The 20,619-nt window shown below is 42.7% G+C and carries 14 protein-coding genes; 12 read left to right on the top strand and 2 right to left on the bottom strand.

What is annotated here, in order from left to right:
* The first annotated feature begins 69 nt into the window (after nt 1-69).
* Both ACSQ8O_RS34190 and ACSQ8O_RS34185 read left to right on the top strand, forming a co-directional pair.
* Nucleotides 70-273 (top strand): aspartyl-phosphate phosphatase Spo0E family protein, encoded by a 204-nt coding sequence (locus tag ACSQ8O_RS34190; protein ID WP_436245343.1) that lies wholly within the window; start codon nt 70-72, stop codon nt 271-273.
* 304 nt (nt 274-577) lie between these two features.
* Nucleotides 578-3,031 (top strand): hypothetical protein, encoded by a 2,454-nt coding sequence (locus ACSQ8O_RS34185; RefSeq protein WP_436245342.1) that lies wholly within the window; start codon nt 578-580, stop codon nt 3,029-3,031.
* 1,088 nt (nt 3,032-4,119) lie between these two features.
* Here the strand turns inward: ACSQ8O_RS34185 and ACSQ8O_RS34180 are convergent.
* The gene (locus tag ACSQ8O_RS34180) at nt 4,120-5,325 is read right to left on the bottom strand and encodes an IS110 family transposase (RefSeq protein ID WP_436245341.1); all 1,206 of its coding nucleotides are present in this window, start codon (nt 5,323-5,325) and stop codon (nt 4,120-4,122) included.
* Between the two features lie 412 nt (nt 5,326-5,737).
* Nucleotides 5,738-6,736, bottom strand: a complete 999-nt coding sequence (locus ACSQ8O_RS34175; protein ID WP_436245340.1) for a CapA family protein — start codon at nt 6,734-6,736, stop codon at nt 5,738-5,740.
* A gap of 130 nt (nt 6,737-6,866) precedes the next feature.
* On the opposite strand from ACSQ8O_RS34175, the gene ACSQ8O_RS34170 reads away from it, so the two are divergent.
* The 10 genes from ACSQ8O_RS34170 (at nt 6,867) to ACSQ8O_RS34125 (ending at nt 20,045) form a co-directional block, all read left to right on the top strand.
* Nucleotides 6,867-7,637 (top strand): YheC/YheD family protein, encoded by a 771-nt coding sequence (locus tag ACSQ8O_RS34170; RefSeq protein ID WP_436245339.1) that lies wholly within the window; start codon nt 6,867-6,869, stop codon nt 7,635-7,637.
* Between the two features lie 574 nt (nt 7,638-8,211).
* Complete coding sequence (locus ACSQ8O_RS34165; protein WP_436245338.1) at nt 8,212-8,766, top strand: 2'-5' RNA ligase family protein; 555 nt, start codon at nt 8,212-8,214, stop codon at nt 8,764-8,766.
* A gap of 930 nt (nt 8,767-9,696) precedes the next feature.
* On the top strand, nt 9,697-9,864 hold the full coding sequence (locus ACSQ8O_RS34160) for a hypothetical protein (protein ID WP_436245337.1): 168 nt from the start codon (nt 9,697-9,699) through the stop codon (nt 9,862-9,864).
* 63 nt (nt 9,865-9,927) lie between these two features.
* Nucleotides 9,928-10,686: a peptidylprolyl isomerase gene (locus ACSQ8O_RS34155; protein ID WP_436245336.1), complete on the top strand. Its 759-nt coding sequence runs from the start codon at nt 9,928-9,930 to the stop codon at nt 10,684-10,686.
* 34 nt (nt 10,687-10,720) lie between these two features.
* Complete coding sequence (locus ACSQ8O_RS34150) at nt 10,721-13,762, top strand: peptidase domain-containing ABC transporter (protein ID WP_436245335.1); 3,042 nt, start codon at nt 10,721-10,723, stop codon at nt 13,760-13,762.
* Between the two features lie 111 nt (nt 13,763-13,873).
* Nucleotides 13,874-15,655: a histidine kinase N-terminal 7TM domain-containing protein gene (locus tag ACSQ8O_RS34145; protein ID WP_436245334.1), complete on the top strand. Its 1,782-nt coding sequence runs from the start codon at nt 13,874-13,876 to the stop codon at nt 15,653-15,655.
* Between the two features lie 16 nt (nt 15,656-15,671).
* Nucleotides 15,672-16,820 carry a response regulator gene (locus ACSQ8O_RS34140; protein WP_436245333.1) on the top strand — a complete coding sequence of 383 codons (1,149 nt, stop codon included), beginning with the start codon at nt 15,672-15,674 and terminating at the stop codon, nt 16,818-16,820.
* A gap of 790 nt (nt 16,821-17,610) precedes the next feature.
* On the top strand, nt 17,611-18,153 hold the full coding sequence (locus tag ACSQ8O_RS34135; RefSeq protein WP_436245332.1) for a hypothetical protein: 543 nt from the start codon (nt 17,611-17,613) through the stop codon (nt 18,151-18,153).
* A gap of 240 nt (nt 18,154-18,393) precedes the next feature.
* Nucleotides 18,394-18,693 (top strand): hypothetical protein, encoded by a 300-nt coding sequence (locus ACSQ8O_RS34130; RefSeq protein ID WP_436245331.1) that lies wholly within the window; start codon nt 18,394-18,396, stop codon nt 18,691-18,693.
* 563 nt (nt 18,694-19,256) lie between these two features.
* Nucleotides 19,257-20,045 carry a DUF2785 domain-containing protein gene (locus ACSQ8O_RS34125; protein WP_436245330.1) on the top strand — a complete coding sequence of 263 codons (789 nt, stop codon included), beginning with the start codon at nt 19,257-19,259 and terminating at the stop codon, nt 20,043-20,045.
* The last annotated feature ends 574 nt before the right edge of the window (nt 20,046-20,619 follow it).

The following is a 20,619-nucleotide window of genomic DNA, read 5'->3' as shown; positions in this document are numbered from 1 at the left end:
AGCTTTATTGAAACTATCTGTTTTATAATATCTTTGTCGACTTATTGAACAAGGAACGGGAGATATGTAATGGAGCATTTCATCTTAGAAAAAATAGAAACACTGCGTCTTCAAATGGTTCAAGAATCATTTAAGCATAGCAATCTTACACATGAAAATGTTATTGCAATTAGCCACGAATTGGATAGATACATCGCTTTATATCAGAAACTAATATTGGGTACTGCTATACGAGTGCCCAAACAAAATGAGAAGATATTAGTTTCATACTAGGCATATAAAGGACAAGAACATAAATCTATAAAGGTTGAACTGTGACCCAAAAGTTGGACTCTTTGAAAAGAGTGCACTCTTTCGGGTCATTTATATTTTATACAGACTTTTAGAAACACAAAAAGACATATTTTACCCGCTAAAAAACATATTCAAACCCACTCTCATTGACTACTCTGAATATATCGGTAACTAACAATAATTCTTGACTCATGTATGGATGAAGGGATGTGATCAGCCATGTAAATTGGTCGCTTTTGCCTTTGAACTATGTATCCTTCATGTAGAGGAGTGATTTTTAATTATGCAAAAAGTAGTCAAATCAATTTTCATGAGCTTCGTGCTTATATGCCTATTCCTAACGTCAACTTTTTCAGCTTCTGCGGCAGGATCAGAATCGCCTATCGTGATAGGACTTAAACCTGGGAATATTGGATGCCAGCCCGGTACAGAGCAACCAACTCTGAGCACCGATTACAAGAATCGTATAGTCGATGCATTAACTACGACTCAAGATGTTTACGGCCAACAGATTCTTGCCAAACCTGAAGGATCCACTTATGACAATGTGAAGGATTTTTTCACACCCATAATGTACGCAATTGCACCGGCTGCACAGGGAGGATTTTTAACGGATACAGGAGTCTACTATATCCCCTTTGGGCAGCCGCAACAGCCAACCGAGCGCGGAGACTTGGCACTGACCGTAGCCGATGGTAGTCAGATTTTCTCGAACAAAGCTGATAACCTAAGTCTTAGCACGAGAATTTTTGTTGGTGCGAGTGGTGAAGAACAGTTCGGTTCTTGTTTAGCCAACCTAAGCACTCCTGCATTATACAAGGGATATCTTCCGATCCTGCAGCTGCAATACCGGGATCATGACGGGATCGAGTATCAAGAGGAGTCGCTTGCAACCAACTTGCCAGGTACCGTTACTGTAGCCAGCTACATAAAAATTACTGCCAAACGCGGCCATGGAAAAACGGACCACAAGCCTACTAACATCAGATTTCAGGTATGTAGCAATTGTAATCTTCATCAAGAGGGGAATCAATTGATCGACGATCAGGGGCGCACCTATCTTTATTTCAGCCCCGGTGCCACGTTCAGCAATTCTGATCTGGTCTACAACCTCGATAAACTAAATAATGGAATTGGTGACTCCGTCTACATCGTGAGACCGGTCACCCCGATCGCCAATGCTCCCGCGCTCCAAGCGGATAAAAGCGGACAGGAACAGGCCCGGGATGATTCTACGACATACTGGGAGAATAGGTTGTCGGAAGGTAAGATATTCCAAGTCCCTGAGAGTAATATCATGGATGCCCAGCGTAACCTTTTGATTCAGGATTTGCTTATGAATTGGCGCTATAGCTTGGGAAATGCTTACGAGGCTTTTTATCAGCCTGAAAGCAGTACCACAATGGGGACGCTTGGACGCTATGGATTCACCAACGTTTATAAACAAGCGCTGCAGGACTTATTGCCCAAATCCAAAGGCGTCACCCGTCGTAACTGGGAAATTGGGGAGAAACTTTCTTATGCTGCTGACTATTACCGATTAACGGGCGACTCTTCTCTGATTATCGAAAATCTGGATGCGTACAAAGCTTATGCAATCGATCTAGCAACCCAACATGCTGTAGATACCAATCATCTGCTTGAACGTCAGCAATACTCCAGCGATGTTCCGAACAAAGTCTATGGACTGCACCAAATCGGGACGGCACTTTTCGGTTTGCAAAATATGGTTTCCGTATGGAGAGAACTTGGTCAAACAGATCTGGCCAACCAATACGGCCCGATTGCAGACGATCTGCGAGACTGGTTTGATAAAGCCATAAAACAATCTAGCACTTTAATGTCGGATGGCAGCCTATTCACGCAGGCGATGCTTCTGGATAAGGAAGATCCTTATGACCATCTGCCAGTAACTGTACTAGGCAGTTATTGGAATCTGGTTGCTCATTACGGTTTTGCAGCTCAGGTATACACGCCTGGAACTCCTGAAGCGAAAGCAACGCTCCAATATCTCTATAACCATGGTTCTCGTTTAATGGGGCTGCTGAAGGTTCGGGACGGCGCGATCAACAATGTTTACGAGGCTGAGCACATTAAGTTTTTGGCAGATAACGACCAACCCGATCAGATGGTCCTGAGCCTTTACAATCAACTGGCTCACGGTATGACAAGAAACACCTTTATTACCGGCGAAGCAGCTAATGTTGGCCCACTTGCCTCCAAATGGCCCAAGCAGTTCGGCATCTGTGCAAAAGATCCTTGCCCGCCGCCTAGCTTTGATGCCGGCTGGGGTTCAAACGAGTATTACCGGGGAATGTACCTCTCGCCGAACACCGCCAACAACGGCTTCTTTTTGAGATTATTGCGGCTTATGCTGATCAATGAAGTGACCAACAACAAAGGGGAGCCGCAAAGCTTGCAGCTGGGATTTTCCACCCCAAGGGGTTGGCTAGAGAAAGATAAGAAAATTCAAGTTAAGGATGCTCCTACCTTATTCGGACCGGTCAGCTATACCATTACGTCCAAAATCGACCATAATCAAGTAATGGCTGACATGGATATTCCTAGTCAGAAACCAATTGGCAACCTACAGCTGCGGCTTCGGGTACCTGCAAACAAACAGCTAATCGACGTCAAGATAAACGGACAGACTTACACTAAATTCAATGCTAATAACGAGACAATTGATCTGACAGGACTTACAGGCAAGCTCAGCATACGTGCTGATTATCGTTAATACAGCTTCTATTGAAGATCGTCTTAAGGGTATTTCCCTTGGCGATCTCTTTTTGATGTGTAACAATTTTACTCACTCAGTTGCATAATGTTCTAACATCAAATCCCTCAATACAAACGAACGTATATTCGCTACCATGTGAATGGGTATATTTACCTTAGGCAGCCTACAGCTGCGGCTTCGGATACCTGCAAACAAACAGCTAATCCCCTCAATGCTCGTTATTATGATGCAGGGGCAGGGCGATTTATCACTCGGGATACTTTCCATGGATTCGATAAAGAGCCTATTGACCCAAGTGGTAATGTTAATATAAATGTAATTTAAGGGTGGGGGAGTATATTAGCTTTTCGATCAGGCTTGGCATAAATATATATTAAAAAGAGGCGGTTGATCCCTCATAGTTTTGGAGTGTTTTTCAGACTATTTGGGGTATACCAATAATAAAGGGAACTATAGAATGGTAGTGTATGTATGGGAGTTATAATGGGAATTATTGTCGGATTAATCGCTTTTTTAATTCTGTTTTTCTTATCCATGTTGAATTTCGGGATTTTACCTAGAGATATTAAAGGATTATGGGTAGAACTTGGGAGGAACGGTTTATCCAGAAAAATTAAAATAATGTTAGTTATTGGGATATTTATTGCGTTATTTCTCGGGTGGATACTATACAAAATCTTGATTGGTAAAATCACAGGCTGATGTTAAGAGGATGACAAAGCGCGAATTAAAGTATTATGGAGTTTTACGGCAAAAGTACGAATAAGTATAAGTCGGTTGTCAAGAACATTGTCCGAATGAAGTCCGCGTAAACCGCGGGCTTTTTTAATTATCGGCTCAAGTTCTTGTCATTTGGCGATGACAAGAACTTGAGCCGATTCCCGATTCGTGACAAGAACTTTGTCCGATTGCCGATAAGCAGTAGACTGAGTGACCGGTAACTTGCTCAACTAAACCAGCTAATAACTTGTCAAGATTTTTCAATAGAAAATCGAGAAGATGGTGCTATACTAATTACTGAGCATGCCAAATAACCCTCCAAAATTGCTTTGGAAAGTTTTTCATTGATTTCGTTTGATTTCCAATCAAATCAACTCTAGGTATGCTTCTTTTCTTTTAAGCATGGCAAATATCCAATGCAGTAACTTGTTCACACATGCGATCATCGCTACTTTGTGAGGTTTTCCTTCGGCCATTTTTTTGTCGTAAAAAGCTTTCAGCTTCTTACTCCCAGTACTCCTCAGCCCGCAGAGCACAGCCATGTATAAGGCGTGCCTGAGTCTACTGGAGCCACGTTTTGTGATCCGATTAATCGTAGCCGTAAACTTTCCCGAGATGTGTACACTGGGATCTACGCCAACAAAGGCAACGAGCTTTTTAGGATGATTAAACCGATCAATCTCACCAACTTCAGAGATAATCGTTGCCGCGATTTTCTCACCGATGCCGGGGATGGATTGGATAATTTCATATTCTTCAACTTCATTAGCGAGTGCATCTATTTGCTTTTCTAGGGTCAATAGATGCTCTTTATAATGGAGGAGCATTCTAATATACATATTTATACTAAATAAGTGACTCTGATATGGCGCTTTTCGGAACGGATTTCGAGTTGCAGCTGCCATGAGCTTCTGAGCCTTTTCTTTAGCCCATTTTTCTGAACGACCTGTACATAATACCGAAATCTTCTCGGTTAATTTAGCTTCACCGGCACTGAGAACGTCCTCAGAAGTTGGAAAGGCTAACAAGGTTTGCAGTGACACCACAGAGTACAATGCCCCGTAAACGCCCCTAAACTCCGGAAATACCTGATCTAACACCGCCTGGAATTGAAGTTTGATCTGAACGAATTGTCCCGTTACCGATTCATGCTGTCTTGTGAGATTGCGCAGATTTAGTAACTGCACACCTCTAGTCTTACGATGCTCGAAGTCCTCCTTATAAAAGAATTCGCATAAGGCATAGGCATCAATGGCATCTGTTTTTACTTTACGTAGGCTCGAAGACTTTTTAGATTGATAAGACAGAATCGGATTAACAACAATGTAGAAGTAGTTCTGAGCATCTAGAAACTGGGTGACAGGAGCATTGTAATGGCCTGTAGCTTCTAGAATAACAGTAGGTTTTTGTCCAGTCGTGGCTTCAAGATCCTTTAAAAGCTGTTGGAAAAGCTGCAGTCCCTCTCGTGTATGAATGATCGTAAAGCTCTTTCCGTAGGGCTGTCCTTTATCTAAGAAGGCCTGTCCCTGACTTTCTCCTTTTGCAATATCCAGACCAATTACTGGATTCATTCTTTGATCCCTCCTAAAACTGAATTTGCCGGTAGCCCCTAGTCCTTCTTGCAGTGTCATAGCTTCGCTTGTTATTCGAGATCATTGTCTCAACCAGCCTCAAACATGTTTCTACAAGTAGGGGGTGAACAGTTTAGCTGACGGGATAACGGTCCCACGGGCAGTGACGTTCGACCCCGGCTACCGTTACTAAACCTCTAAAATACAAAAGAGGTCAACCAGTAAAAACTGGTTAACCTCATAATACGAACGGGCAGTTTAGTTGCAATATGTGGTAGGTATTACTTCCGGTGTTAAGTACATAAATTCGGTTAAGGAGCTCAATAAGTTAGATTTTAAAGGGTTTATTTCTTCTTCTAATACCTCAGAATCCAGTAATTATTTGCTCAGGATAAAAGGAATGTTTATACTCTTAATTCCGTTGAGCGACATGTTTATGTTCCTTTCTTCGGATAACTGTAAAAGTTTTCTTATTAGTCTTTCTCCTCTCCACAATCGTAGGAATACGATCAATTTTTAAGATATCTGTTATCCCTCGTTCATTTTTAGATAGAGTCAGTGACAAAATCATTCCCCGAATCGTATTATTATTTCTTATTAGCCTCGTTGATACAAAGTTACCTAAAGAAGGAGCTGCCACTCGATTTCGTACTTGACCATAGATGTCTTTCACCTTTGCCTGAGTTACCGGGTATAGCAGATGAGGATGTGCACCTAAAACCACATTCACGCCTTGTTTAAAAAGTAAATGCATCAATTGTTTTTGATTTTTGCCCGGAAATGGCCGATATTCTCTCCCGAAATGGAGGTAAACAACGATGAAATCTGTTTTATTTTTCATTTCACGGATATCCGCTATCATCTTCTTTTGGTCGATAAGGTTAACCAACCACCGATTAGGTACTTGAATGGAATTAGTGCCTTTCGTATACGATAGAATCCCAATATTCACTCCTTTTACACGCATAATCAGATGACGCTTAGATTCTTGGATGGAACGGAAGGTTCCCGTATGCTTGAGTCCTTGTTTATCGAGGACATTCAGTGTTCGTTTTAAACCGGTTACTCCTCCGTCCATACAATGGTTGTTTGCAGTAGTTAATACATGAAACCCGACATTTCTCAAAGTTGACGCCAACGCATCAGGGCAGTTGAATAATGGAAAACCAGTTTTCGGATTCCTTCGCTCTCTCGGACAGTTACATTTTGGATGGCTTCCGATAACGCCCAATTTCCTTTTACCGGAGAACGTCGTTTCCAGATTCCCGATCGTTAAATCGTGTTTTTTTAGATAAGGTTTAACTTTTTCAAAAATAGGACTGAACGTATATCCGCTTGATCTTTTAGCTGAGGCAATGATTTCACTTTTCATCAATAAATCTCCGACAGCGGCAATCGTTATTTTGATCACATGCACTCACTCCTTCCCTGACTAATTTATTCAATGAAAGGAATTATTGTTTGCAGAATAGGCGATGTCCTAAAGCCTGTTACAGCTAGCTGAATATGATATGGAAATACTAGTGTGAGGAGACTAATCGATGAGACAAAGTAATGCCGCCGTTCCTATCAAACCGAAAAAACCTACAAAAGGTATAAAGTGGGAGCAACATCGTGAATTAATGAAGAACAGCCAGGTTAACAGACACCTTCCCGCAACGATGAAACTAAATAAACAATCTTTCTTTGCAATGCTTTCTCGTTATAAGACTGTTTATTTGAAACCTAATCAAGGAGCTTTTGGAGTGGGGGTCATGCAGGTTCGAAGGATTGTGCATGAAAAAAAACCGTATTTTCGTATCCATTCAGGAACCCAGCAACATAAGTTTCTAGCAAAAGAAGAAGTATATGCCTTTTTTTTGGGCAAAAGAGTGAACGCCGATTATCTCATCCAACAAGGCATAGACCTGCTCCGATGGAACAAACGCCCGTTTGACCTTCGCTTAATGATTACAAAACAAAAGGATCATACTTGGCGAAATGAAGGCTTTGTTGGTCGCGTTGCGCATCACAAAAAAATTGTGACGAATATCCGCAGTGGAGGTACCGCATTATCCGTCGAGGACCTGTTAGCCTCGCATACCAATCCAACTACTCAAAAAAAAGTCATCATGAACTTAAATAAATTGGGAAGTCGTATATGCAAGCAGCTCGAAAAAAATTATCCTGGTATTCAGCTTTTTGGGATTGATATTGGCATGGATCAAAACTTAAAACCATGGGTTATTGAGGTGAACACTAGACCCGAGAAAATTTGTTGGAAATGTATGAGGAAGCTTTACAAAAAGAACATCTCAGTCAAAATTCCTTGAATAACTAATACAAAAGGGCTGTCTATTACGGGAGTGAGATTTAAATTGGAGTGGTTAAAATATCCAATTTTAGTGAGGTGTGCTATATTGGAAGTTGTTCCGATTGATTAAGAAAGCTCATTTATCGGAAAAAATTCTGGTCATCCGACAACACAATATAACGCCGCTTCTACTACTACTTGTCGGGTGACAAGAACATAGTAGCATTAAATGACGCATACATTGCGGTTTTTTTGTTTTATGTTATTAAGTTCTTGTCACGACGAATTGACAAGAACTTAATAACATTCCCGATGGGTAACTAGAATATTGTAACATTCCTGACGTAGTCACATTACTCATTGAACTGTGTTTTAATTAAAGTAACTGAAAACGATAGCGAAATATCCAGGGAGCAACTCGCCACGAGGGATCGGTTGCCTTTTCTCAACTAACGGGCAGTTTAACACTAAAGCAGGATTTGGAAAATATTTGAGGAAAACTATCTAAAACATAAATGTTCGGAAAGTTGATGATTGAAATGAATAGGAATGCTCCGAGAAAAATACATATTATTTTATAAAGGGGTGTAAAAATGCCTTTTTTCATAGGAATCGTTCCACCTGAAGATTATAAAGAACAAATTTTTGTATTTCGTAATAAATGGGCTAAGACATTTCGAAATCGATGGGATAATAACGGATTTAGGGCTCCTGTGGAGCCTCATATTACTGTAAAACTCTCAAATGGACTTACGGAGGATATGAATTGGCTTGAAAAGATAAGAGAAACTTGTTCTTCATTTCCAATCTTCCAGTTAACTTTGTCTGAACCAGGAACATTTGGAACAGCGGTTACATTCCTTAGCGTTGAATCGAAACAGATATATAATCTACACAAGAATTTAGTAGATGCGGTTTCCCCACCGCCCGAACTTATTGACAGTAATATAGAGTTGGATAACTTCATTCCACATTTGACTTTGGGTCAAACAAAATGGGGCATGAATGAAGCAGAAATTATAGAAATGAAATTGGCTACGAGAGAAGCATTACATCCTTTTCCAAGCTTCGATGTAACATTCGTGCGGGTATTTGATATCAAAACAAACGTACCTTTAGAAGATATCAAACTTGCCAAGTTGTTCTAATCAAATCGTTGCGCTAACGCAGAACTATAGCTCCAAAACAAAGAGCAAGCGGGATGACGGTGATATAGACTCTGTGTACTCTGTTATGCAGCAAGGAACAACCCTGTTAATTTGTGTTGAGTATTGGGACATTGTTGGATCAATATTTATTCTTTAAATGGATGGTGATCGTGTTGTCATTTTCGAAAAATTTTTCATTCTGGCTTTCTATTTTAAGTATCAGTGTATGTCTAAGTGATTACTTAGACAGTGGATTATCCAATGCATTGATTAGAATTACTCCTCCAATAAATGCTCTTGGCGATATTGAATCGATAAGACACATGATTTTTAATTATGATAACAATAACTGGAAAGCAGGCAGTAGTTTCCTATTGCAGTTAACGTTTTTATCCTACTGTGTTCATATTTTGTTTTACTTCCTATTGGGTTTTTTAATTGATAAATTGATTCTACGATTAAAAAGAAAAAAATTACCTGTCTAACTGGATATATCATTCTACTAACGCAGAACGTTAGTGGAATGAAGTAAACTTGGAATGAAGTAAACCGGGATTTGCAGATGCAGATTCCGATTTTATTTTGGTTTGAAGCATTACTTTACCTCGGGTTCTTTGAAGCAATTTCTTGCCGTTTTGGCAAAAATATGATTCAAACCTCAATATTCGGTTTTCCATTCTTCCATCTAGTCTAACGACATGAATATCCTTATAAAACATACGAGCGACAATAAAGTCCCTCGAATCGGCGACAGGGATCGAACTGTTGAAGGCATACTTTTCCTGATAGAAATTAATTAATTACATCAATAAAAAAACCGCGAAGGCTTGATGCTACGCGGTTTCTCCTATTTTATGGCCGAATTCTTTCATTATTCTTTTATTTGGCTGTAGTAAACTTGCATTATGAATTCTAAAGGAGGTGAAAACAATGGAACAGCAAAAGCAAACGGATCTGAACAAAGAAACGGTAGAGACAAACAAAGCTGCTGAAATAAAGCTTGATAATTTGTCTAAAAAGTTGTCTGAGGAAGAAACAAGGAATGTGACCGGCGGAGTTAGTGATCCATTTAAGCATCAATCACGTGCTTCATATTAACCAAGGCGCGGGGGATTCCCCCGCGTTTTTATCTAGAAATAGGACGAAAATAAAGGGGGTTCCATGATGTCTCTGGATCAGGTCATTGCCCTTCACATAGAAGGAACTAGCTATTCATTAGCGACTGTTCTGCGCTTCACCAAAATGCGTGGACGTTTCAGCGCGATTGAGGATTATGTATCAAATGTACTTATCGCCGCCTATGCCCAAGAGCATCAACTCACAGCCAGTCCGGAGGAGATCCAGACGGCGGTCAATGACTGGAGAGTAGAGTACGAGCTGTATCAAGCCACGGAAGTAGAAGGCTGGCTGGCGGAACGCTCGCTTTCAACTTCCGACTTGGCTGACTACGCCAGAATGAAGTTATTGATGGTTCGCGTTCGCGAGCATGTAGCATCCGGCAAGGTAGAGCGCTACTTTGCAGAACATCGTTCTGAGTTCGATGCCGTGGCCATTTCGCAAATCTTAGTGAACGAACGGGGACTTGCGCGCGAGCTTAGATTCAAGACGATGGAGGGAGCCGAGTTTTTTTTGCTTGCACGCGAATATTCGACGGATGAGTTATCAAGGCTTGCGGGAGGGTTTGTCGGTCGCAGGGAAAGAAAGGAGCTTCCCCGAGAGGTACATACGCAAGCATTCGGGACGGTTGCCGGGACAGTTATCGGACCTCTTGAAATCGACAAACAATTTTACGTGATTAAGGTTGATGAAGTTTATCCAGCGGAGCTGAACGCCGACATTCGATCGAGAATTGAACAGATCTTGTTCGAAGAGTGGCTTTCTTCCAGACGTAAGCAAGCAAGCGTACATATTCTGCTTTAGGAACAAGATTAGGTCATTGGGGATAAGGTGAGAGATGGAGACAAATAAACAGTTCACCTATATGGAAAAAATATCTTTATTTAGCGTGCTTCGTTCGGATGAAAAACAAGGGGTGTCCCAACATGCTGAGATCGTGCAATTCTCCATCGGACAGACGATTCATGAAAAGGGCGACTTATCGGAGTCTCTTTACTGCGTCGTCTCGGGAGAAGTCCGGATGATCGAAGAGCAGTCGAACGGGAAGGAGATTAGCCTTGGTCTATTGTCGGGAGGGGACAGCTTCGGATGGGGTAGTGAGATGGAGCAACCAAGCACCCCCATCACCTATAGCGCTGCAGGGAATGTACGACTGCTAGCCATTCCAACAGAGAAGCTTCGTGAAGTGCTGCTGCATAATCCCGGACTTGAGCATCTGCTTAAGACCTACATGTCATCTCGCGCCTTCTCCATGTTTTTAAAACGGACGACTTTGCTATCTTTCGATGATCATCAAGCCATTCGGACATTTCTGGAACGGATGACTGTGACCAAAGCGGAGAAAGGGCAGCCGATCGTGCGTCAGGGAGACGAAGGAGATGCATTTTACATCGTTCACTCCGGGCATTGTGAGGTAATCAAGGAAGAAGACGGCACCATAATAAACCGTCTTATTCCAGGCGATTTTTTCGGAGAATTAGCGCTGCTTACAGGGGCGCAGCGTAAAGCTACGGTTGTAGCCAGCGAGGATGCTCAGTTGTTTCGGTTAAGCAAGGATGATTTCGATCAAATGATTGTGGAGCACCCTGCTCTGAAAACGGCGATCGAGAGCATATCCACCAATTATGTATCAAGCGCATCCAAGTATGGGGAAGACGACACGATGGAATTGGAGGCTGCTCCAGGTAAACCAACTCTCTGGCAAACGGCTGAATTGAAGCCTGCAAAACGACGATTCAAGCTGCGTAAATATCCGATTCTCATGCAGCAAAATGAAATGGATTGCGGTCCTACTTGTCTTGCCATGGTGATGGCATACTACGGCTCGCGCATTCATCTGAATCGGATTCGGGAGCAAACGGAAATGTCGCGTTCCGGAAGCTCATTGTACGGCTTGACAGAGACGGCGGAATCACTCGGTCTGGCTGCGCAAGGCTTCACAACACAGCTCGATGAACTTGCCGATATGAAGCTGCCTGTGATTGCGCATTGGAAGGGCGAGCACTTTATCGTCGTGTATGAAGTGACCAAAAGTCATGTTACTGTTGGTGATCCGGCTTATGGTTTGGAAAAAAAGAGCAGAGAAGATTTTCAGGCTGGTTGGAGCGGAGCGATCTTAACGCTCACGCCAACGGAGCGACTAGCATCTCATGAGCGTATTCGCAGTCCGATAACGCGGTTTATCGCATACGTGATGCCGAACAAAAAAGCACTGCTATCACTCCTAGTCACGTCATTGCTCGTGCAATTGATCGCCCTTGCGATACCGATCATTACGCAAGTCATTGTAGACATGGTGCTCGTAGATAAGCAGACGGATCTTCTACAAATGCTGTTGATCGGTATGCTTGGGCTCTCTGTTTGTTATATCGTAGTCAATTCGTTCCGGAATTTTTTAGCAGCTCGAATCGCACTGCGTATCGACATCACCATGCTAGGAGATTTCTACAAGCATTTGCTCAGCTTGCCTTTATCGTTTTTTTTGGCACGCACGATCGGCGATTTGACAAGTCGGGTGGGCGAAAACCAGAAAATACGCAGAATGCTGACAACTGGGGCCGTCCAAATGTTACTTGACGTATTGACGATCCTCATCTACGGAACGCTTATGTTCATCTATCATATCAAGTTGTCGCTTATCGCGTTTGCCATTATTCCGTGTTATATCATGCTAGTGCTGCTCTTTTCGCCGCTCATGCGCAAAAACAGCCGCAAGCAATTCGAAGCGGAGGCGGAATCCCAAACGACGATAGTCGAAGCTATTAAATTGATCTCGACCGTCAAAGCCCTTGCCGCCGAATCGGCCATAAGATGGAAGCTGATGGATAACCTGCAGCTTGCTTTGAAGCAGCGGATGAAGGCCATTCAATTACATGTAGCATCTGAAACGATTACGAACAGCATAAAAACGATCGGCAACGCCCTGGTGCTGTACGGTGGAGCGGTTTTCGTTATGCACGGTCAATTGACGGTCGGGCAATTTGTTGCCTTCTTGTCGGTCTACTTTACAGTTACACAGTCAATAACTAGCATGTTGGAGATGCTGAACGAAATAATGGAAGTGCGAGTATCGATGGAACGGATCGACGATGTCTTTCAGGGCCATCCGGAAGAGCGTGAATCGCAAAATATGCGAAGGCTGGCAGCGCTGAAGGGGCACATTCAGTTCGACAATGTGACGTTTCGTTATGAAAAGGACGGGCCCAATATTTTGCAGCAAATTAGTATCCGCATACTACCCGGGCAAACTGTTGCGATCGTTGGAAGAAGCGGGTCGGGCAAATCAACGTTTGCCAATTTGCTGACGAAGCTATTTACGCCGACAAGCGGGACGATCCGTCTTGATGGACACGACCTCAGGCAAATTCATGCCGCTTCCTTGCGCCGTAAAATCGGTATCGTCCAGCAGGAAAGTCGAGTGTTCCGCGCGACGATTCAAGACAACATCGCGATTCGTTTTCCGTCCGCTACACTAGAAGAAGTCGAAGCAGCCGCCAAGTTGGCAGGAGCTTACGAATTTGTTACCGCTTTGCCGCTCGGTTTCAAGACGATGATTGGCGAGGGCGGATTAAGCTTATCCGGGGGGCAGCTACAACGGATCGCCATTGCAAGGGCGCTGCTGGGCGAGCCGAGCATTCTTATATTTGATGAGGCTACAAGTGCGCTTGATTCGGAGTCGGAACGGATTATTCAGCAAAATATGGATTCGATGATGAAAGGACGCACCGCTCTAATCATCGCTCATAGATTGAGCACGGTGCAAAAAGCAGATCTCATTCTCGTTATGGATCACGGAGCGATCGTGGAGTCTGGCTCCCATGCCGAGCTTACCCAGGCTCAGGGTCTTTATTATTACTTAGTTAGTCAGCAGTTAAGTTGAAAATACGATCAATAAACCGAAGATTCATAATCGAAATGAGCTTGATAATAGCTTAATTTCGCGTTACGCTATTCATCAGACATTGTCTGAGAGTGGATATAGGAGACAGCTGTGGATAAAATACAATGGATGTCATTACTGCTTTTTCTCGCAGCGGCGCTAATGGTGTACGTCGCATTCCTTTCTTACCAGAAACGCCATCTACCCATCGCTAAAACGATGATTCTAATCATGGTGGGAGCGGCTTGCTACGCAACAGGCTATGCGGTCGAATTGCTTAGCCGAAATCTGTTCGAAGTGAAGCTGGCGCTTCAAATTGAATATTTGGGTATTCCTTTCATCTCTACGCTATGGTTCTTTCAGGTCATTCAATTTACGGGGATAGCGGCCCGATATCGGAAACGCCTTGTACTGGTCTTATTCGTTATCCCAGCGACTATTTTTTTTCTCCATTTGACTAACGATTGGCATCACCTGATCTACAAGAGCTATAACTTGAATGAGGGAGTTTCGATTCCTTTGTATAAGACGGACAAAGGCCTTGGGTATGAAGTACACACCCTCTATAATTATTTCGTTATAGTGTGCGGTTTTTTTCTGTTTATCCCCATGTACTGGCGGTCTTCTCGGATCGTGCGCAAGCAGGTCATCGTACTGAGTATGGGTGCTGCCGTGCCCCTGATGTTCAATATGTTATTGTGGTTCGGAGTCGTCGTCGATTTGACACCGTTTGGATTCGCCGTGTCGGGCGTCGTCTATGTGTGGGGGATTTTGCGGTTTAATCTGCTTAAGTTTACCCCGCTTGCGCTGACTCAAGTGTTCGACACGATCCGGGATGGGGTCGTCCTGCTCGATTACGAGGATCAAATCGTCAGTTACAACAGCGCAGCTGAAGAGGTGCTTCCCGAACTCGGTTTGACTAAGCATTACCCCGCTTACGTGGGTGAGGTTCTGCCTTCTAGTCCGGAACTGGTTGAGCACATTCGCACTGCAAGCACCGGAGACGAACGCTTCTCATTTCAAAGATTCCATGCAAACTACAGTAAGCATTATCACTGCAATTTAGCGTTCATCTACGATTCGGGCACTCCGATCGGAAAAATATTGATGTTCAATGATATTACGGAATTGAAGGACAACGAGACTCGATTGCGTGAGAATGCCAGACAGCTATCAGAGTTGAACACGTTCAAGGACAAGATGTTCACCGTCGTTGCTCATGACATTCGCGATCCGATCGCAATCCTCGTCAGCTTAACCGAACTACTCGGTGAAGAGCTTGCTGCCACCGAAGCCCAGCATGTCGAAGTGTTCCGAGAGCTCCAAGGACAAGTGCAAGGCACGTTCAATCTTGTTGAGAATTTGCTCGACTGGTATCGCAGCCAGAAAGGGAGAGTCGTATTTCGACCGTTAGACTGGAATTTGCAGCAAGTCGTTCGACAGTCTCTATCGCTTGCCGGAGCGAAGGCAAGCATGAAGCAGATTCGGATGACGGAACGAATCGACGAGAAGCTTGCGGTTAGCGCGGATAAAGAGATGCTGGATCTCATTCTGCGAAATTTACTCTCGAATGCCATCAAATTTACGGGATTCGGCGGGGTGATTGAGATCGGAGCCGTACTGGAAGGCGATCGGATCATCGTGTCCATATGCGACAATGGAGAGGGAATTGATGAGAAGACCGCGGAATTACTGAGTCTGAATGAACAGTTCTTCAAAATGCCGGTCACCGGAGACGATCCTGGAAATATGAGATTCGGACTGGTACTTGCCAGTCAATTTGTTAGCATTCATGGCGGCAGCCTTTGGTTTAACAGCGCACCCGGAGTTGGGACGACCTTCTCCTTCACCTTGCCCGGACAGGTTGGTGGTAGGAAGCATTCTAACAATTGAAAGGTGGTGAAGAAGCATGAAAGTGATTTTAGTGGACGATGAGCCAGCGATGCATTTGATTCTGCACAAAATGCTGGATAAGATACCTGGGGTTCATGTTGCGGGTGCTTTTACAGATGCGCTGTCAGCAGTCTCCTTCTTAAGCGGGAACGACGATATCGGCCTGGCTTTTGTAGACATCTCGATGAAGGGCGAGAATGGGATGGAGTTCGCCGCCAAGATGTCAGAGTCTGGTTCTACCATGCAAGTCGTCTTCGTCACGTCTCATAAGGATTTCGCCCTGGAAGCTTACGAACTGTCTGTCTTGGATTACTTGGTCAAGCCGGTTTCCAAGGAGCGGTTGCAGCGGACGGTAAATCGCGCGCTCTCGAACTGGCAGCTTTTACGATCACAGCCACTGCAAGATCTGGCTTCCCAGGATGTGGGGCAGGTCGTCATAACGGCGCTCGGAGACTTCGCTGTCAGAAATGAAGCAGGCCGCGTAAAGTGGATCTCTAGAAAGTGCACGGAGCTGTTTGCTTACCTGGTTCTTTATCGTGGCAGACGTATTCCTCGTTCGAGACTCATTGCTGATATTTATGGAGGCATGGACCAAAAGGGTGCGGAGAATTATCTGAATACGACTGTGTATCAATTGCGCAATTCTTTGGAACCTCTCGGCATGCGTGGGATTGTACGATCGGAGAACGATGGCTACGCGCTCGAATTGAAGGATCCCTTTATCGATTATGTGGAATTCGAAAAACAAGTGAAAACGCTGCAATCCATTGACGTTGGAAATGTGGATAGAGCAGTGCAGATTGAACGGCTGTATACCGGAGATCTGTTTGGAGACAAATCCTATTTGTGGGCTACTGACGAAATGGAGCGCTATGCAAGGTTGTACGCTTCTTTTTCAATAAAGCTTGCCACAGCACATATTTCTTTGCGCGATATGACCGCTGCCTCCAAGCTGCTGCTCAAGCTGAAAGAACGCAATCCGTTTGACGAATCTGTCATATGTCTTCTTATGACGATATGCGAGCAGACCGGGGACAGAAAAGGTTTGACCGCACTGTATACCGGTTATGCTCGGCTTCTCAGCCTAGAGCTTGGCATTCGTCCTTCCGAGGAGCTGATTCAGCAGTACGAGTTGCTGGTAAGCCTATTTTCCGGTAGAAAATAAATAATTTTGTCAAATAAAAAAACGCGTAAGCGATGTATTTGATTTTACTTCGAAAGAAACCGCCGAGTTCTTATCACAAGCGGAAGGGACCGTCCAGGTGACTCTTTGGCGTGCTCGATTGAGATCACAAAAGCTTGCTCGTCAAATTGAGGTAGCTAGTAAAGATCCTTTTGAGAGGGAAGTTCCGAAATCGTACGCCTCACAAATGGATTTGGATAGGCTCGTCGAAGCCTTCAAACAGAGAGACCTTAGTGCGATATGCAGGAGTTACCTCGATTTGGCCAAGATACGGGTGAAAATCAGCGACATCCAATTGGTAAATGGGAGGATCGCTTTCTATTTTGAAGATCCAGACAGGAACCAATTTATGGTGACGGAAAACTTATTTCAAACCCTCTGTTTGGTTTTCGGTGAATGTGTCGTTTATTACAAGAATATAAACTTGATAATGGAAAAGCAGTCTATTACGAAGATTCATTAACCAGTCAATCACTTTGGTGGGAGCGCGAGGATAAATTTTTAGCTCGCTTTGTCTACTACATTAATGGCAACAAAGAGAACCTGGGTAATTACAAACTAAATGTATCCGAACTAATAAAATTAGCTAATCAGGTTCAATGATTTCGCTAACGGCAAACAATAGTGAAGTTACGGATGTATATAAGAATTGGGAGCAATCGCATGCAAAACAATTGCAAACTGATTTTGGTGGAAGGGTTGTGCGGAACGGGCAAATCGACGTTAGCAGAACGATTGCATTACTACCTGGCACAGAAAGGCATTTTATCCTTTGATTCCTTATCGTGAAGTCAATGAATTCAAAGAGTTGGATATACTTCATGCAGAGCTAAAGTCCCGTGAGCTTTGCTGGACAGACTCGCCTGTAGCCGCGCTGTCAGAGTTTACATATTCAATTCAGCAGCATTGGGCACGTTTCTCTGATCTTGCCAGCACTTCAGAGGAGGTATATGTACTCGAAGCAGTTTTTTTTCAGCATCAAATTCATGACTTGTTAAGTCATTATCAAGCTGTTGATCACCATATCGAGCAGCATATTCAGGGAATCGCCGCTCAGATTGCAGCTTTGCATCCTGTAGTGCTTTATTTAACTCAGCCAAGTGTGCGGGAGCAGCAGGTTTGGATTTCTTCCATCCGTTCGAAACCTCACTTTGCGACGGAACAAAATATTGGGTTTATGGAAAACCGCAAGCGGATCGAATTGAAGCTACTTGATATGCTGCCATTTCCAACTTATACAATTGAAAATGTAAACCGTGACTGGGATGGGGTCTTTAGAAATATGGTGGAGGCAATAGGTCGAAAAAACGATTAAACTGAGCGGTAAGCTTTAAGGAACAATGGCGTGTTAAGCTAACGCAGTACTTGAATATTACCATTAAAGGAAATAAGTGACTTTTGAGCTAACGGAGAACGTTTGTTCAATACACAGCAATGGGAGGCTGCCGGCACGATCGGCAGCCTTTCGCTCACCTAACGGGCAGTAGAGTTTCAATTTCTGAAATATGGAAAAAATATATGAACGGAATATTACTACTAACTCGGAGGTGGAGGTTTGACCTTACGGCTGATTGGTGCCATTATTTGCTGGTTTATCGCTTTCGTATTTCTCACATTAGGCATAATAGTTGTTAAAAGTGAAAAACGTAAACAAGATACAATTGCCGAAGAATTAAAATTACGTGATATTGAAGGTGTTGCAGATTCATTTTTTGTATGGATATTTTTTTTTGTTGTTAATTCAATTGGTGCGTTATTAAGAGCATTACCTTGGTGGTTAGTTAAAGTTATTTATATCATACTCGGTATCGGGTTTGTGTTTTTAGGTATTATATGTATGGGCTGGATGGATTAACTACAGGAAATCTATTGAGCGAAAGCAACAAAGGACTGTCGAACGATTTCGTAGCCCTGTTACGCTAACGAACAACGAGAGTTGAGGGGCTTGACTCGTGGCAGTTCCTCTTTGTTTATTAAAGTAACGTATAGTTTTAAGTAGTACAAGAAAATCGGCCAATCTATTTCCTATTTATGGTAAAATTAATTATCATTAATTTGAAACGAGGGATAGTATTGCATTTTGAATTGAGTACAGCAATTACCCAACTGATATCAGTGGCAGTCGTTATTTTAAATGTTTTATTGATTTTCAAATTTGTCCGAAAGAAGAAATCATAGCAGTTATTGATCTAAAGAGGAACGATAGATAAATAGACGACCAAGACAAGGCTGCCGGTGGATCGGTAGCCTTTTCTAATAACGGGGAGTAATGTTCAAAACATTTAAAGAGATTTTTGTAAAAATAAGGTACTATACTAGTAGGGTTTCTCTACATGGTAGTTATATAGATTTATGTTTGGAAGAATGAATGGGAAATTGGAGTTGAGAAAGTGCTCAAAAGAAGAATTAAGAATAATCGTGGGAAATAATTTTTCTCTACCACAAGGAATAGATGAATATTCAATGGTTCAGCAAGTTGTTGATTTACTTTCTTCTACAGATCCAGAGTTACGTGATAAGTTAGCGTATAGGATACTAAATAATTGGTTATTGGAAAAAAAGTTACTTCCAGAGGAACAATTAGTGAAATTGCTCGATAATGCTATTTCTCATAATATGTTATTTAATAGGATTGGGGAAGTAGGTACAGATAGTATCTTTTTGCGTTCCTTTTCCTCATTATTAATTGCATTGTTGCTAATCCGTGATAATAGGGATCAATTCTTAACCGAAAATAAAATTCGTAAAATAATGAACAAGCTAATCACCTATTGTAAGAGTGAAAAGGATTATCGTGGCTATGTAGAAGGAAAAGGTTGGGCACATGCAGCAGCCCATATTTCTGATGCCCTTGATGAATGTGTCCGCAACAGGTATGTAGGGTTAGAAGGGTGCAAGTTGGTGTGGAGTGGACTAAACTCAATACTTGAAAGTGCTCCAGAGGTGTTTAGTTCAGAAGAGGATGAGCGTATTGCTACTACTGTAACTGCAATGGTGGAGTTGGGGAAAGTACCTCTCTCGGTAATATGTGAGTGGCTTATGGATGTAAAATTACCTACAGTGAATGAATTAACTAGAAGACATAGTCGAATTAATTTCAAGCATTTTACACGATGTCTTATGATACGGTTATCTGAAAAAGGATTGTTGGGTGCGGAAAATGATCTGATAAGGGTTGAGAGGAGATTTAATCCGTACATTGAATAAATTTTTTCCGAAGCAACAATTGATAATCGACAGCGTCTATATTTAGAGAACAATAAATGGAAATGAGTGAGGGAGATAAATGCGTAAATTCAGTGTTTTTGTAATGGTCTCCAGTATACTTTTGGCAATTTACTTTATTGGTCTCACTGCTCAAATAACTAGTGGAGATCGAATTTGGTGGGGGTTAACTAAAGATAGTTCGGAGTATTTTTATTTACCATGTATTGTATTAGCATTCATTAGTTTGATTGTTTATTTAAAATCTAAAGATTAAATATTTCACTCTATACTTATAGACGTTGAACAAACGGGACACGAGAGTTCAATAACAACATGTAAAGGCAACCAGCCCAGGTGGATTGGTTGCCTTTTCCCCGCTAACGGGCAGTGTTCTCTATAGGACTACAATAATTCTCCGGGTATTGATGACAATAACATTGTCCGAATGCCGACATAAAAAAAGAAACAGCCCCGAGGGAAGGGCAGATTTCATTATTGGATCAATAGAGAAACCGGCGGTGAGGGAACAAATCATCGTCTGAAATGAACCTGCAATATACCAAGTTTAGCCTGA

The organism is Paenibacillus sp. LjRoot56 (assembly GCF_964253335.1).
Taxonomy (GTDB): Bacteria; Bacillota; Bacilli; order Paenibacillales; family NBRC-103111; genus Paenibacillus_E; species Paenibacillus_E allorhizoplanae.
This window is presented reverse-complemented; position numbering and strand designations above follow the sequence as displayed.

Bases quoted from the DNA above. Each gene is read 5' to 3' on its own strand.
- ACSQ8O_RS34190 (WP_436245343.1), top strand. From the start codon at position 70: ATGGAGCATTTCATCTTAGAAAAAATAGAAACACTGCGTCTTCAAATG.
- ACSQ8O_RS34185 (WP_436245342.1), top strand. From the start codon at position 578: ATGCAAAAAGTAGTCAAATCAATTTTCATGAGCTTCGTGCTTATATGC.
- ACSQ8O_RS34180 (WP_436245341.1), bottom strand. From the start codon at position 5,325: ATGAATCCAGTAATTGGTCTGGATATTGCAAAAGGAGAAAGTCAGGGA.
- ACSQ8O_RS34170 (WP_436245339.1), top strand. From the start codon at position 6,867: ATGAGACAAAGTAATGCCGCCGTTCCTATCAAACCGAAAAAACCTACA.
- ACSQ8O_RS34165 (WP_436245338.1), top strand. From the start codon at position 8,212: ATGCCTTTTTTCATAGGAATCGTTCCACCTGAAGATTATAAAGAACAA.
- ACSQ8O_RS34160 (WP_436245337.1), top strand. From the start codon at position 9,697: ATGGAACAGCAAAAGCAAACGGATCTGAACAAAGAAACGGTAGAGACA.
- ACSQ8O_RS34155 (WP_436245336.1), top strand. From the start codon at position 9,928: ATGATGTCTCTGGATCAGGTCATTGCCCTTCACATAGAAGGAACTAGC.
- ACSQ8O_RS34150 (WP_436245335.1), top strand. From the start codon at position 10,721: ATGGAGACAAATAAACAGTTCACCTATATGGAAAAAATATCTTTATTT.
- ACSQ8O_RS34140 (WP_436245333.1), top strand. From the start codon at position 15,672: ATGAAAGTGATTTTAGTGGACGATGAGCCAGCGATGCATTTGATTCTG.